This is a genomic window from Panacibacter microcysteis (assembly GCF_015831355.1).
In the GTDB taxonomy this organism is placed as follows: Bacteria; Bacteroidota; Bacteroidia; order Chitinophagales; family Chitinophagaceae; genus Panacibacter; species Panacibacter microcysteis.
In genome coordinates this window covers 1,180,500-1,196,463 of sequence record NZ_JADWYR010000001.1, presented here as the reverse complement: position 1 = coordinate 1,196,463, position 15,964 = coordinate 1,180,500, and the positions used below count along the sequence as shown (strand labels likewise).

General features: G+C 42.0%; 11 protein-coding genes. 7 read left to right on the top strand and 4 right to left on the bottom strand.

The genetic code is table 11. The features are described 5' to 3' along the window. The first annotated feature begins 8 nt into the window (after nucleotides 1–8). The gene (locus tag I5907_RS04770; protein WP_196989580.1) at nucleotides 9–1,178 is read left to right on the top strand and encodes an efflux RND transporter periplasmic adaptor subunit; all 1,170 of its coding nucleotides are present in this window, start codon (nucleotides 9–11) and stop codon (nucleotides 1,176–1,178) included. Nucleotides 1,179–1,486: 308 nt separating this feature from the next. Further along, entirely contained in the window at nucleotides 1,487–5,074 is a 3,588-nt protein-coding gene (locus tag I5907_RS04765; RefSeq protein ID WP_196989579.1) for an efflux RND transporter permease subunit, read from the top strand. A gap of 142 nt (nucleotides 5,075–5,216) precedes the next feature. On the opposite strand, the gene holA is transcribed toward I5907_RS04765, so the two are convergent. Continuing rightward, nucleotides 5,217–6,212 (bottom strand): DNA polymerase III subunit delta, encoded by a 996-nt coding sequence (gene holA, locus I5907_RS04760; protein ID WP_196989578.1) that lies wholly within the window; start codon nucleotides 6,210–6,212, stop codon nucleotides 5,217–5,219. Between the two features lie 138 nt (nucleotides 6,213–6,350). Between holA and I5907_RS04755 the strand changes: the two genes are divergently transcribed. After that, nucleotides 6,351–6,944, top strand: coding sequence for a TIGR04282 family arsenosugar biosynthesis glycosyltransferase (locus I5907_RS04755; RefSeq protein ID WP_196989577.1), 594 nt, complete (start codon nucleotides 6,351–6,353; stop codon nucleotides 6,942–6,944). Nucleotides 6,945–6,999: 55 nt separating this feature from the next. On the opposite strand, the gene I5907_RS04750 is transcribed toward I5907_RS04755, so the two are convergent. From I5907_RS04750 to trmB, 3 genes are read right to left on the bottom strand one after another with little or no spacing between them, the layout of a single operon-like run. Next, the gene (locus I5907_RS04750) at nucleotides 7,000–7,380 is read right to left on the bottom strand and encodes an MGMT family protein (protein ID WP_196989576.1); all 381 of its coding nucleotides are present in this window, start codon (nucleotides 7,378–7,380) and stop codon (nucleotides 7,000–7,002) included. 25 nt (nucleotides 7,381–7,405) lie between these two features. Beyond that, nucleotides 7,406–7,606 (bottom strand): DUF5522 domain-containing protein, encoded by a 201-nt coding sequence (locus I5907_RS04745; RefSeq protein ID WP_196989575.1) that lies wholly within the window; start codon nucleotides 7,604–7,606, stop codon nucleotides 7,406–7,408. After that, on the bottom strand, nucleotides 7,587–8,291 hold the full coding sequence (gene trmB / locus I5907_RS04740) for a tRNA (guanosine(46)-N7)-methyltransferase TrmB (RefSeq protein ID WP_196989574.1): 705 nt from the start codon (nucleotides 8,289–8,291) through the stop codon (nucleotides 7,587–7,589). Before trmB ends, I5907_RS04745 begins: the two co-directional genes overlap by 20 nt. A 562-nt stretch (nucleotides 8,292–8,853) precedes the next feature. On the opposite strand from trmB, the gene yidC reads away from it, so the two are divergent. The 4 genes from yidC to I5907_RS04720 all read left to right on the top strand — a co-directional run bounded on the left by yidC (nucleotide 8,854) and on the right by I5907_RS04720 (nucleotide 15,894). Further along, nucleotides 8,854–10,707: a membrane protein insertase YidC gene (yidC, locus tag I5907_RS04735; RefSeq protein WP_196989573.1), complete on the top strand. Its 1,854-nt coding sequence runs from the start codon at nucleotides 8,854–8,856 to the stop codon at nucleotides 10,705–10,707. A 423-nt stretch (nucleotides 10,708–11,130) separates the two neighbouring features. After that, nucleotides 11,131–12,453, top strand: a complete 1,323-nt coding sequence (locus I5907_RS04730; protein ID WP_196989572.1) for a hypothetical protein — start codon at nucleotides 11,131–11,133, stop codon at nucleotides 12,451–12,453. Between the two features lie 3 nt (nucleotides 12,454–12,456). After that, a complete protein-coding gene (locus tag I5907_RS04725; RefSeq protein WP_196989571.1) occupies nucleotides 12,457–13,596 on the top strand; it encodes a hypothetical protein in 1,140 nt (379 codons plus the stop codon). A 3-nt stretch (nucleotides 13,597–13,599) separates the two neighbouring features. Next, complete coding sequence (locus I5907_RS04720) at nucleotides 13,600–15,894, top strand: hypothetical protein (protein WP_196989570.1); 2,295 nt, start codon at nucleotides 13,600–13,602, stop codon at nucleotides 15,892–15,894. The last annotated feature ends 70 nt before the right edge of the window (nucleotides 15,895–15,964 follow it).

Sequence of the window (15,964 nt, the reverse complement as noted above, 5' to 3'; positions counted from 1 at the left end):
ACAACTATATGCGAAAGATTGTAAACATCTGCTCATTAAGCGCCTTTCTTTTCCTGGCTTCATGCGGGGCAAAAAGTGATTCCGGCAAAGGTGGAGATGTGGCAGCCAAAAAAGCAAAGCTGGAAGAACTAAAAAAAGAACAACAGAAAATTACTGACGAGATAACTGCACTCGAGGCAGAAATCGTTAAAATTGACCCATCCGCAAAACCAGAGAAAACAAAGCTGGTAACGGTATCAGATGTTAAGGCAGAAAATTTTATTCACTATATAGATCTGCAGGGTACAGTAACATCAGACGATATATCTTATGTGGCACCACGCAACGGCCAGGGTGGCCTGGTAAAAGCAGTATATGTAAAGCAAGGCGATAACGTTAAAAAAGGCCAGTTGCTGTTAAAGCTTGATGATGCCATTTACCAGAAAAATTTACAGCAGGCACAAACACAGTTGAAATATGCCGAAGACCTGTTGCGCCGCCAGAAAAACCTTTGGAATCAGCAGATTGGTACAGAACTGCAGTTGGTACAGGCACAACAAAATGTTGACCAGGTAAATGATCAGATTGCAACATTGAAAGAGCAAATGAGTATGGCCAATGTAATTGCAGATGTATCAGGCGTGGCAGATGTGGTGAACATTCGGGTGGGTGAATTCTTTAGCGGCAACGCCATGAACCCGCAGATAAGGATTGTAAACAATAGCCGCCTAAAGGTTACCACTCAGGTTCCCGAGAATTATGTAGAAAATGTAAACAATGGCAGCAATGTAATAGTAAACCTTCCTGATATCAACAAAACATTCAACAGCAAGATATCGGTTTCGGGCAAGGTGATTGACCCCAACAGCCGCTCTTTTTATGTAGATGCAAAACTGCCTGCAGATAACAATTTAAGGCCTAACCAGGTAGCACTTGTTAAGATACAGGACTACGCAGCAAGCAATGCCATTACCGCACCTGTAAACACGTTGCAGACAGATGAAAAAGGAAAATTTGTAATGGTTGCGGTGAATGAAGGCGGCAAACTTGTGGCTAAAAAAAGACCTGTTGAAATCGGCCAGCTGTACGGAGATAAAATAGAGATAAAGTCAGGGTTGCAGGCCGGTGAGCAACTGATCACTTATGGTTACCAGGGTGTGTACGACGGGCAGTTGTTAACAACTGCAGCACAGCAATAAGTAAGCATGTACCCGTCTGCATTACTACTATTCAGCTTTGGTTGCGTCGCACTCTTGTACTGCAGAATGGTACTCGCCACAGGCAACCGGCGTGGTAGTGCTGCAACCAGGTTTAACGTCAGGTATTTTGACATTTGTTGTTGTGGTATAAACCTGACTGCGTCAATACTGTAGCGCTATACCAGGTATTTGATGAAGCATGCATACGCAGTATCGTTGCTGCATAAAGTGATACCGTACAAGTGAGTGACACAACCGGTGCCAAATAAAGAGATACAGACGACCAAATAATATTCAAAAGCAATGCTATGAGCGCATTAGAAAATTTTACAGGGAAGTTCAAACAGTTTAAGCCCACCTCGTGGAGTATCAATAATAAAACGTCTATCTACCTCATGATGATCTTCGTGAGTCTGGCGGGCATTTATCAATTCTTAACGCTTCCCAAAGAGCAGTATCCTGATATTGTTATACCTACTATTTATGTACAAACAATTTATGTAGGTAACTCTCCAAAAGATATCGAGAACCTTGTTACAAGGCCCATAGAAAAACAGATCAAAGGCATAACCGGTGCCAAGATCAATAAAGAAACAAGTACCTCTCAGCAGGATTTTTCTGCCATCGTTGTAGAGTTTAGTACAGATGTAAAAACAGACGTTGCACTGCAGAAAGTGAAAGATGCGGTAGACAAAGCAAAAGCAGATCTGCCGACAGATCTTACGCAGGAACCAAATGTGCTCGAGGTGAGTTTTTCTGAGCAACCCATCATGTATGTAAATATCAGCGGAGACTATGATAAAATAAGGCTGAAAAAATTTGCCGATGATGCAAAAGATAAACTGGAAGAACTGCCACAGTTAAACCGTGTAGATATTGTAGGTGCGCCGGAGAGAGAGTTCCAGGTAAACGTTGATAATTACAGGATGCAGGCAGCTGGTGTAACTTTCGATGATATTGCCAATGCAATAGCGAGAGAAAACGTTGACATATCGGGAGGTCTTTTAGATGTTGGCACCATGAAACGCAACATGCAGTTAAAAGGCCAGCTTAAAACATCTTTTGATATTGAAAAGATACTGGTGCGCAACTTTACCGGCGGCCCGGTTTACCTGAAAGATATAGCTACTATAAAAGATACCGTAAAAGAGAATGAAAGTTATGCGCGGCTGGATGGTAAAAATGTAATTACCCTCAACATTATTAAACGCTCAGGCGAAAACCTGATAGAAACCACAGACGATGTAAAAAAGGTGGTGGATGCGCTGAAGGAAGAATTTCCGAAAAACCTGGATCTTGTTATAACAGGCGATACCAGTATAGCAACGCAAACATCTTTTAACGACCTGGTAAACTCTATCGTTATCGGGTTTGTGCTGGTGCTGATCATTCTTATGTTTTTTATGGGCGTGGTAAACGCATTCTTTGTGGCACTCTCTGTACCGCTGAGTATGTTTGTGGCGTTTCTCTTTTTGCCTGCTGCAGACCTTATTGTGGGCTCTCATGTAACGCTCAACTTCATTGTACTTTTTGCATTGTTGTTTGGCCTGGGTATAATTGTAGATGACGCTATTGTGGTAATTGAGAACACACACCGCATTTTTATGGAAGGCAAGGGAAAGATCTCGTCTGCTATTTCAGCTAAAATGGCCGCAGGTGAGGTGTTTATACCGGTACTTGCCGGTACACTTACCACACTGGCCCCTTTCTTTCCATTGTTGTTCTGGCCGGGTTTGATTGGTAAGTTTATGATCTACCTGCCTACCATGCTCATCTTTACGCTTACCGCGTCTCTTATTGTAGCGTTTATTATGAACCCGGTATTCGCGGTAGATTTTATGAACCATGAAGAGGGAGACAAAAGAGAACCTAAATCTGCCATCTTTAAGAAACCGGGTTTATGGGCTGCGCTTATACTTGGTATTTTGTTTGATGTGATTGGCGCACCATTCTGGGGTAACCTGCTCATCTTTATCACCCTGCTTGTTTTATTAAACAGGTTTGTATTGGATGGTTTGATTCACCGTTTCCAAAACAAAGCGTTGCCGTGGATCATGGGTCACTATGAAAGCCTTTTGCGGTGGGCATTAAAAGGCTGGAGACCGGTGTGGTTATTGGTGGGTACAGTAGCATTGCTCATTGTTTCTGTAATGAGTATCAGTGCATCTGTATCCAGTGGCAGAACACAGATTGAATTTTTCCCGTCCGGCGCGCCTAACCAGATATTCGTTTACCTAAAACTGCCGGTGGGCACTTCTGTTGACTATACAGATTCTGTAACCAAGATGCTGGAAGGCCGTGTAAACCAGGTTTTGGGTATACAAAACGGTAAAAAGAACCCGGTTGTCGAAAGCGTGATCACCAATATTGCAGTAGGTGCCAGTGACCCGATGAGCGGAGACAGAAGCACGCATCCTGAGCTGGGCCGCATACAGGTGTCATTTGTAGAATATGCAAAACGCAACGGCGTATCTACAGAGCCATACCTGGATTCTATCAGGCAGGTGCTGAAAGGTATTCCCGGTGCAGAAATTTCTGTTAGCCAGGAGCAAAACGGTCCGCCTACAGATCCGCCAATCAATATAGAAGTGGTAAGTGATGACTTTGATGATCTTATAAAAACATCTGTTGCGCTTAAAGATTACCTCGATTCTATCCAGGTGCCCGGTGTGGAAGAGCTCAAAATAGATGTAGACCTTACCAATCCCGAAATAACACTTACCGTCGACAGGGAAAGAGCATTGCGGGAAGGCGTTTCTACCTACCAGATTGGTATGGAAATACGAACAGCATTGTTTGGCCGTGAAGTTTCCAAGATCAAAGATGAAGATGATGAATACAAAATACAGCTGAGGAACGAAAAGATGCAGCGTAAGAGCCTTACCGAATTGCTCAATATGAATATTGCCTTCAGGGATATGGCCAGTGGCGGCGCAGTAAAAAGTATACCGATCAGTTCACTTGTAAAAGTAGATTATACAAGCACGCTGGGCAGCGTTAAAAGAAAAAATGAAAAGCGAACCATCACCATCAGGTCGAATGTGTTAAATGGCTATACACCAACAGGGGTTAACCAGGTAATCGGGCAGCACATAGCCAGGTTTAAACAGAAACCCGAAAGCGTTACAATAGCGCAAACAGGTGAAAGCGAGCAACAGGCAGAAACGGTAGCTTTCCTGGGTAAGGCTTTGCTTATTGCATTAATGCTTATCCTTTTTATACTGGTATTACAGTTCAATTCGGTTAGTAAGTCTGTGATCATTCTTACAGAAATTGTTTTCAGTATCATTGGTGTATTGTTTGGCTTTGTGTTTACAGGTATGACGATCTCTTCTGTAATGGTTGGTATGGGCATTGTAGGCCTGGCCGGTATCGTGGTTAAGAATGGTATCCTGGTAATAGAATTTACAGATGAGTTGCGCAGTCGTGGCCTCAAAACACGCGAGGCTGCTATACAGGCTGGTAAAACCCGTATCATTCCTGTATTGCTTACAGCACTTGCTGCCATCCTCGCACTTATACCACTGGCTGTAGGGTTTAACATTGATTTTATATCCATGTTTGAAAACCTTGATCCCAAAATCTTCTTCGGTGGCGACAATGCCGTATTCTGGAAACCACTGGCATGGACAATTATTTTTGGTCTTGCGTTTGCATTCTTTATGACCCTGATTATTGTTCCAAGTATGTATCTTATAGCCGAGCGTTTGCGCCGTCCAATGCGCCGCATGTATGGTGGTAAATGGATAAGCTTTATGGGTATACCGCCGCTTACAGTACTGTTTATACCAATGATTATTGTTACTTCTATCCGGCATAGGATGGCAAGAAAAAGAAGAGAAAGAAAACTACGCGATCAAAATCTTGACAAGCGTTTTACCGGAAGCTGGTTTTAAAATATAACGTTCACTTTATGTAACTAAAAACGCCCTCTTTTGCAGGGCGTTTTTTTATGTAGCCGGCAATAGGTTATTATGGCATCACCTGTTGTGTCACTCACTTGTACTTCCTGTTGTTATGGCGGCTTAAGCGATCTGGTTAGTGCATCATCTTAACAACCATTTCTTTCATAAGGTCCGCATCATCTGTGCCACCATCGTTTATACCAATGCTTCTAAGGTTGTATTGGTGCAACAGCAATATTATTCTCTCTACACCTTCGTACCCATAGTTGCTCATGGCAAGCTGCGCCGCCTTTACTGCAAAATTGTTCCTGAAAAGGCTGAATAATGATTGCTCGCTTTTATTGTCCATTCCATAAATTGTATAGATCTTGCTAAAGTAGCTATACAAGGTTGGTAATAGTAATTGTATAGGTCCCGCTTTGGGGTTGGCGGCAAAGTATTGTATAATACGAATAGCTTTTGCCAGGTTCTTTTGTGCAATAGCATCCTGCAACTCAAATACGTTAAACTCTTTACTTATGCCAATATAGGTTTCAATATCTTCTTCAGTAATATTTTTGCGCGTTGCAAGATTTACTGAAAGTTTCTCAACCTCGTTCTGCAGCCTGTTCAGGTCATTGCCGATATGGTCAACCAAAAGTGTAAGCGCTTTGGCACTTATTGTTAGCCCATGAGAGCTGATCATCTGGCTTGTCCACTCCGGCAACTGGTTATCATATAATTTTTTGGTAGTAAACAGTTCGCCCTTTTCTTTGATCACTTTATTAAACTTCGTTCTTCCATCAAGTTTTTTGTCTTTGTAGGCAATTACAAAAATGGTGGAAGAAAGAGGCTTGCTCACGTAGCCTTCCAGTTTGTCGATATCTTTCATATGTTGCGCCTCTTTTAGTAGCACAACCTGTTTTTCAGCAAACATCGGGTAGCGCATACAGGCATTTACCACAGAAGGCCAGTCTGCATCCCTGCCGTAAAAAATGGTAAGATTAAAACCAGCTTCGCTTTCTGTAAGAATATGGTGTTCGGCAAAATTAACCACCATATCTATGTAATAAGGTTCATCACCTTCCAGCCAGTAAACCGGTTTAAAGTTTTTTTTCTTCCAGTCTCCTATGATTTTTTCTGCAGACATGCGGCAAATATAAATTACCCGGCCAATGGCCTGAAGAATTATTACACACAGTTGGCCCGGCTTAAAAATGATAAAATCAGCAGCCGGTAAAAATTTTCATGCAGCGAAATGCCGGCTTATTTAATCTATAACAGAACTATGAAGGCTGCCTTAATTATATTGGTGCATGATCCAATCATCTGCCGGGTTAAAACGGGCAGTATAGATATGATCACTAACCAGGAAAATTCGCTTATACGCAGGCAGTTGCTGCAGCATACCCGGCGTATAACAAGTGAACTGAATGCAGATAAGTTTTTGTTTTTAAAAGCCAACGCAGACAATGATGATGTTTGGCTAAAGGGCAACTATATTAAAAGACTGCAAAGAGGCCGGGGTAGAGGAGAAATTATTACCAACGCTTTTGAAACTGTTTTTAGCATGGGGTATACACGGGTGGTAATGATTGGAAGCGACAGCATTGAATCAGAAACCATACATATCATACAGGCGTTTAATAACCTCAATACTTATGATGTTGTAGTAAGCCCGGTAGAAGACAAAGCCTATTATTTGCTGGGGTTAAAGAAATTTCAGCCACAGCTATTCAAAAATAAAATGTGGAACACTTCTTTGCTGCTGCAACAAACATTACATACTATAGATGAACTAAAGCTTACCTACCACCTGCAGCAGGTAATCAATGATGTAGAAGAGGAAAAAGAACAGTACCTGTTACAGCACAGGCAATAGCTGCAGTTTAGGATAAAAAAGGCCGCTCAACCATATTAATACTGCCTGAGAACGACTACAACCCTAACTCTTTTAAAGGATCCCAGAACAATTCCCGGAAACCTGTTACTTTATCATTTTCAACCCTAACCCCTTCTTTTTCCAGCAACTCCTGCATGCGGGAAGGTGTTTCAAAATGCATTTTTCCTGAAAGCATGCCGTTACGGTTTACCACCCGCTGTGCCGGTACTTTTGGTTTTGCTTTAGCGGCGCCATTCATGGCCCAGCCAACCATTCTTGCAGAAAGTTTGGTGCCAAGATAGTTGGCTATGGCCCCGTATGTTGTTACTCTTCCCTTTGGCACTTTCCGCACCACGGCCCATACATCTTCGAAAAAACTGTATTCTTTCGTGGTTATTTGTTTTGCGGAAACCTTTCCGGTAGTGGCTTTTTTCATTACCAAAAATTTTTACATGCAGTCGTTATTGAGCAGTACCACGGTTTTTTTTCTCTTTTATCAGTTGGGTTCTGCGGGGTTCGGCAACAGACATATAATTATATGGGCAATTCATACAGCCGTTACCGCAACAATTACCACGCTCCAGGTGGTATTGCCTGGTAAAAACCATTAACCCGTCGTCACTAAAATAATAGTGTACACCTTCAATCAGTTTTTTCTCCACAGATCATTTGTTTTAAGATGTTATCTTTTTCTTTATCAAGCGGTGTATCAAGCCTGAATTTTAAATAATGTACACGATTGCTTTGAGCAATATCCAACCCTTCGTAATGGGTTTTTATTTGCAGTTCTGCGTTTATTTGCTGTTGTGTGTATACATTATCATAGTCTTCTAACAACTCAAGCCCGTAAAGTGTTATAACTGTTTTCGTAAAGTTGTAAAGATCCGGGCTATCGGTTTTCAGGTTAATGACGCCACCAGGTTGTAAAAACTGCTGGTATAACCGTAAAAACCGGGGATGCGTAAGCCGTTTTTTCATCCTCGAGAGGCGCAGTTGAGGGTCTGGGAAAGTGATCCATATTTCTGCCACTTCGTCTTTGTTGAAATACTGGTCTACCCGGTCTATCTGCGTACGCAAAAAAGCAACATTGGTCAGTCCTTCTTCCATCGCGGTTTTGGCGCCTTTCCAGATGCGGTTTCCTTTTATATCTATACCAATAAAGTTCCTCTTGGGGTACAACCGGCCCAGGCCAACCGCATATTCACCCTTGCCGCAGGCCAGCTCCAGTGTAACCGGATTATTGTTTTTGAAAAATATGGCCCAGTTGCCGCCGGCATTTTCCGGCAGTTCTAATACGTTAGGAAAATGCTTGATTTCTGCAAACCTGATAAGCTTTTTTTGTCCCATAGGCTGCAAATGTAAGTGCTCAAACGCCATGAATATTTACGGCAAATACAACACATTTAAACAATGCAGATATTTAATTGGGTTTGCTCAATCGTTTGCGTATATTTATAAAGAGTAATCAATGTAAATTTATCTGTACCCGCTTTTGGAGTTGAAGAAGTTTAAAAAAAGTGATCTAATTATAAAAAGCGTCGTTTTCGCTAACAAGCAGTTAGTTATGGTTAAGCGGTTGTGATCTCACAATCGCTTTTTATATGGCGGGGAATGAATATAATAGTACAAATATTTTTAATATTACCTTTCTTAGCGATAGGACAGTGTACATAAAGTTTATACTAAGACAAGGCTAACTAAAAGCAGGTTTTGCCGCAGGAAAAAGATTCTTGTTGCTACGCTGGTAGTGCTGCGTGGCGAACAGGAAGTACAAGAGTGCGACGCAACAGGTGCTTCATGCATGTTCAAATGCCGGGCTCATCATTCTTCTTAAATTTTCACTTTTCATAAAAGCAAAAATGGCAATCCCGCTGCAATCCCTACCTTTGCCGCTCAATTTTTGAGAAATATGAACATGGACAGAAATACCGTAATAGGTATGATTTTGCTGGGTGTTTTGTTTTTTACTTTCTTCTGGTATACAAACAGGCAACAGCAGGCACTGGCGGTAGAAAAGAAAAGGATTGCAGACAGTACCGCCAAAGCAGACGCCGCTAAAATAACCCCCGACCAAAGAGCAGCCGCCTATAAAGATTCCGTTGCAAGAGATTCCGCTTCCAGAATAAGTGCGGCAGGAAATTTTCAAAATGCTGCTGCCGGTGTTGAAAAACTAACCGTAATTGAGAATGAAGTTATAAAAGCAACTTTCTCCAATAAAGGGGGTGTGGTTAAAAGTGTTGAACTTAAAAACTACAAATCGCTCGATAGTACCCACAACGTTATTATTGCCGGCGGCAAAAACGACAAACTCGGTTATACCATTAATACGGCCGCCGGACAGAGTGCCGAAACATCTTCCCTGTTTTTTACAGACGGCCAGGTAAGTAAAACCAACGACGGTGCGCAGGTGATCAGTTATACGCTGAACGATGCTGCAGGTAAAAGCATTGTGCACCAGTTTGTAATAAGGCCAAACGACTACATGATCGACTGGAACATAACGCTCAATGGCGCAGACAGGCTGTTGCAGCAAAACCAGCTTAATCTTAACTGGAACATTCAAATGCACCAGGAACAGATTTCGAACACGTACGAGAAAGAGCAGTCACGCCTTGTATTTCATGATGAAGATGGATACGATTTTGAAAGAGCCACAACAGGCATAAATAATACATTTGAGCGTTCTGTAAACTGGGTTGGGTTCAAACAGCAGTTCTTCAACAGTACCATTATTGCAAAAAGTAAATTTACTTCGGGCAATGCGCAAATGACCGTGCAGCCCGATACCCTGAAAGAATTATTTAATGCAGGCGCTGCTATGAAATTGCAGGCTGCCGGCGCACAGGCTACCATACCGCTACAGGTTTACTACGGCCCCAACGATTACAATGTACTCAACAAGTACAATAATGGTATGGAAGAGATTGTTGATCTCGGCAGCGGTATTTTCTCCTTTGTCAAGTATATCAACAAGTGGATAATAATGCCGGTATTCAACTTTATTGTTGGTTTTATCGGCCACTACGGCTGGGCCATTGCTTTGCTTACGTTGTTTATCAGGCTCGTTACATCTCCGCTTACATATAAAAGTTACGTAAGTGGCGCGAAGATGAAAGCGCTGCGCCCGGAAATAGACGAGTTAAAGAAAAAATACGGCAGCGATCAGCAGGGTTTTGGTATGGAGCAGATGAAACTCTTTCGCGAAGCCGGCGTAAACCCATTGGGTGGCTGTATGCCTGCACTGCTGCAAATACCAATATTCTTTTCCCTCTACAGTTTCTTTAGCAGCAATATAGAATTACGTGGAGAAAGCTTCCTGTGGTCACCGGATCTTTCTTCGTACGATGTTATTGCAAAGCTGCCTTTTACTATTCCGGCATTTGGAGACCACATCAGCCTGTTTACACTTACCGCTGTACTAACCAGCTTCCTCATCTCCATATACAACATGGCCATGACGCCGCAGCAGGATAACCCTGCCATGAAGTACATGCCATATATTTTCCCTTTCATATTATTGTTTGTGTTTAACAGGTTGCCATCGGCGTTAACATGGTACTACACGGTGTCTAACCTCATCACGCTCGGTATACAATACGTCATTCAGCACTACATTATCGATCACGACAAGATTCTTGCAGACATTCAGCAAAAACGCAAAGAACCTAAGAAGAAAAGCAAATTCCAGGAACGCTTTGAGCAAATGCAGGAATCGCAAAAAAAGCTGCAGGATCTCAAAGGCAAAAACCAGGGAAAGAAATAACAGCAGTATTTCAATAGTAGATTTTATACAAGCCCGTTAGCAATAACGGGTTTTTTATTTGGGTACCAGCAGCAGATTTTTATGGCATCACCTGTTGCCACGCTCGGTTCATCGTTCCGTTTTTATGGCAACTGTGGCGTAGCGGTTTACCAGCTCCGTTTAAGAGCCGTGTTTTTTGGGTTGGTTGCAACCATCAGTCCGGCATACCAAAATCCTTACGTTTTTTGTAGTAATAAGTGTATCACCTTTTTTATGTCTTCCTGTTCTAAGAAACTCTTTATAACTTAACTGTACAGCAGCATTGCTGACAGCGGTGTGAAAAATCACATAGCATAACCGGGAAAACACCATAGCAAATACAGTTCTTTATCGGTTGACAACAACTGAAGGCTGCACTATATTTAACCTGTAAAATCAACCAACATGTTCAATAATGTGGTATTAGATGTAGTAATAGGGCTGGTATTTGTTTTTTTGCTCTATAGCCTGCTCATGACGATCATACAGGAGATCATCTCAAGGTGGTTTAACCTGCGCGCCAACACATTGTTCAGGGCAATGGAAAGAATGCTCAAAGATGATCCCGGTTTTAAAGGCAATAAAATACAGGCATTCTTTCATGAACGGGTAGAAGAGCTCAGTAAACTGTTCAAAGGCAAAAAACCGGCAGGGTTGCTCAAAAAATTTTACGATCACCCCTCCGTAAAATACCTGGCAGAAAACGATGTTGCAAGTAAGCCATCTTACCTCAACCCGCAAACATTTTCACAAACAATGCTGCAGTTATTGCGCGGCCACACTTATGATGGCAGTACAGCAAATGAAGCGCTGCTTGTAAAAAATGCGCTCGAAAATAACTTGCTCAACCTGCAACCGGAAACTCTGTCACAGTTTCAAAACCTTTTTGCAGATGCACGGCAGGATGTGTATGTATTCAGGGCAAAGCTGGAGAATTGGTTCAATGAAACCATGCAGCGTGCCAATGGCTGGTACAAAAAACAGATACAGACTTTACTGGTAATACTTGGTTTTATAATGGCCGCGGCGTTTAATATTGATGCTATAGCAATTTCCCGGATTTTAATGAACGATAAAGATGCACGAGAGCAAATGGTGCAAATGGCCATAGCCAGTGCAGATGCTTACGGTAAAATGATCCAGGAACAAAAGCAGGCAAAAGCACAAACAGATTCATTGAATGTGAATGTAAACATCCATATACAAAAAGATTCAGCAACACAAAATGATACGGTTGTAATCAATAGCCTGCAGTTGCAGCTTAATGCATCTTACGATTCATTGTTGCTGGCACAATACAAAACCCTGTTGTCAGATGCAGAGAAAGTGCAAAACATCATGGGGCTTGGCTGGGGTTGCAGCAAAGCAGATTCTTTAGATACTACATGTAAGATTGTACAGGCAAAAATTGATACACACATCGCCGGTGCAAAAGACAGCCTTGAAAAATTAAAATGGCAAAAGCTAAGAGATGATTGTCTTAAAAACTGCTATGTATGCGGTAAAAATCCGTACCAGGGCCCGTGGTATGAAATGTTGTTTGGTTGGCTCATAACTGCGCTTGCCATTTCGCTGGGTGCGCCGTTCTGGTTCGATCTGCTCAATAAATTTATAAAGCTTCGGGAAACAGGAACAAAACCGCCAACATCCGGAAGTAGTAATGCTGCCGTAACAAATCCGCCATCTGTACCCGGCACAACGACTGACGGGCAAATCATAAGAGGGTAACCAATGAAACTGATTGCCACATATCCATTGTATAAAAGAACAGATGCTTCCAATAATGCGCTTCCTGTTGGGTTTATTAACGGTGGCGATGCGGTAGAAGTTATTGACGTATTGTTTGGTAAATACCTGGACGGTATCAATACCTGGTACAAAGCTGAAGATGGTTATTATTACTGGAGTGGTGGCTTTGCAGTAAATGGGTTCGTACTGCCAGGCAGGAATTATTTTAGCCTCAATGCAGACGAACAGAACGAATTGGTGTCTGAAGCCATACTGCACTGTTATACATCATTCAAAGCAAAGGGAATTGATTTTAATGGTATAAGTGCTACTGTAAAACGAAAAGATAATGTAACACTTGGCTATTATACCATTACGGTGTATGTTGCCGCTAAGAATGACAAGTCATTGGTACAGGTGCCTGCTGAAGTAGTGTATAAAGGCTTTTCCATTCCAACAGATGTACTGCAGGTACAAAAATCCGAAGCTTGCGGTTTAAGTAATTCTATCTCAAGAAAAGGTGTGAATGTTTTTGGCACTGCGGGCATTGTGTTAAAGAAAAAGAATACCGAATATCTCCTTACCAATTATCACGTAGCCTGTGATGATCTGCTGGCATCAGGCATTTATGCTGTTGATGAAACTTCTGTACCGGCAAACAACAACATTGTACAACCCGCAACAATTTTCAATGGAAATGCAGTCATTGGAGCATTGTCAGAAGCAAGACTGGATTTTTTTATTGATGCCGCTTTGATTGAATTAAATGTCAATATACAAAACAATATTCATGGCATATCCATCACGGGTGTGTTTGATACCGGCGATAATAAAGTAAGAAACGATTTACGCAACAGGCGCATCAGATTATGGGGTGCTAAAACAAACAGTTTACTTACCGGCAAACTGGAAGACCTGAACGTTATTGTTGATATCGGTTACAACTATGGTATAACAAAAACCTTATTTGGCATGTTCAGGGCCACTCTTGTCTCGCCGGCAGAAGAAGGAGATTCCGGCGCGGCAGTAATCGATGATAACGGAATGTTTATCGGGCTGCTGGTTTCAAAAGGCTTTGGCGATAACAATATTTATATCATCCCATCTCACACCATTTTAAAAACGTTTGCATTAAATTTCTAAGCAATGAAAACACCAAAACTTATCCTGCTTTTTACAATAGCTGTTTGCTGTTGCGTAACAAGCAATGCCCAAAACGCAGACACGGTTAAATTCGATTATTCAAAATTGAATGCTGGCCTAAATGCATTAACTGCAACGTTCAGTGGTTCGTCATTCATATTAATAGTGGAGCGAATTCCAACTGGTAAAACGGTTAGCCTGCAGAGCAGTGATGCGCCGGGCGTCAGTATTGGCATAAGTTTAAGCTCGGCCCAAAATACAGCAGATATTACACAACTCCTGTCAAGTGCTACAGCAGATACTGTTAAACTAGTTTTCTTCAAAGACGGTATTAAAGGCCGCGAACTTACCATTACGAAAAGCGCAAATGCAGAGAATGGTCTAATTAATAACAAGCCTGTGATCAAAGAGGCAGCGGTGGGTATCTCTTTTATACATGATGCTATATTAAGTTCCAAAAAATACAATCCACAGGCAAGCTTCACCCTGCTAAATGAAATCGCAAAAGCCCATACAGGCAAAACTTTTGAAGAACTCAAAAGCGAACCTTTTTGGAACAACATCAAAGGTTCTGCACTTGCTGTTTCAGGTGGTGGTGCTGGTAAACAAAATATATCATCCGGCATCCTCTCATCCATCGGTGGTCTTGATGTAACCAATATCGCTGATGGCATCGCGAAGTTTTTAGTCAAACGAACAAAGCAGGAACTGACAACCGCCTTCTTCGAAAGGTTTCAGCAATTGCTGGATTCACCGGAATACAAAGATCTTCAGATTGTCTTTCCGCAAACAACCAAAACATTCGCTGCAATAGGTACAGAAATATACAATTACCAGGGCTATCTTACCATGATGCGCGAAGCATTTGAAAAAGATCTCCGTACGCTGCAAGCCAATATTCCGTTGTGGTTCGATGTAGGGTACTGGCCAAACAAATTAGATACCGCATTAAAAGCCAAACTCGGCTTTATACTTGGTAGCGCAGGGTTTATCTACCAATCGCTTTCCAATAACGTACATCCCGGCAATATGATAGAAGATTTCGATCTTAATGCATCGGCAATAAACAGCGATATGCAGGCAGCACTTCAAACCATGCAACTTATATCCTACAGCCTTAAAGGAAGCAATAACGATCATTACTGGAGTTCGCTCGATTCTTTTAAAATGGTACTTGCAGACTCTACTGCTTTCAACGTTTTCATGGGTTTAATGTATGAGCGTGCAAAAACACAAAACATACAATTTGGCACAACAGCATTAATAGCAATTTTAGAGGGTTTTAAAAATAAAAGCAACGATTTCTTTGTACGCATCCAGGCTGTACTGCAACAGGCCCGGTTGGTAGAAATAAAACTGGCAGCCTGTAAAGCATTAACAGAAGACAATGCTGTCAAATACGAAACATGGTTCGATTATTTTGCTTCGGTAGTAAAACTTCTAAAAGAAGGCAAAGAGGTACTTATAAAAACCCCGATCAAAAATGTACTCACAATTGATGACGCAAACGTCAACCGCTTCTTTAGTGTTACCGAAAACAGTTTTGAACTCGGGCTTGATATCAGCCGCCGCAATTTTAGCTCAGCAATCATCAATGTAAGAGAGATTTACGACACCCTTTTTTACCGTGCTGTAAATGATACGATACCCGCAACCGATAAACATAAATTCCAGGATCTGCTGGACAAAATGCTGAAATATGGTGCTGTTGCAGCGTCAGTCGCAGAAGCAAAAAATTCAGATGAAGTAGCCGCCGCCATAGAAGCAGCCGCACTGCCTGCCGGCAGTTCGAGGATAAAAAGAGAAAGTCATTTCAATGTTGCGCTCAATGCCTTTGTAGGTATCAATGCCGGTCATGAATACATTACGCAGGATGGCAGCGAGATCGGAAAAAGATCATTCTTCAATACGGTGGGTGTATCTGCACCAATCGGTGTTGCACTAAGCTGGGGGCAGTTAGGCAAAGGTTTCAATGAGGGTAAAGGCGGCTCATCATTCACATTGTTTGCTTCGCTTATAGACCTTGGCGCCGTAACATCTTTCCGTTTTACAAACGATTCCATTGCCAAATTACCCACTATACAATTAAAAGATATTCTGGCGCCGGGGCTTTTCGTATCGTATGGTTTGCGGCGTTCGCCCATCAACTTTTCCGGCGGTTACCAGTTTGGCCCGTTATTAAGAAAAGTAGGCGAAGAAACAAACGAAACACTCAGCAATGCTTATACAAGATGGGTTATCGCCGCGCATGTAGACATTCCCTTTTTCAATTTTGTAAACAGGCAGTATCGCAGGTAAAAGTTGGGTAACCGACATCAGTGCAGGTGGCATCACCTGTTGTGTCACTCACTTGTACTGTATCATGTTA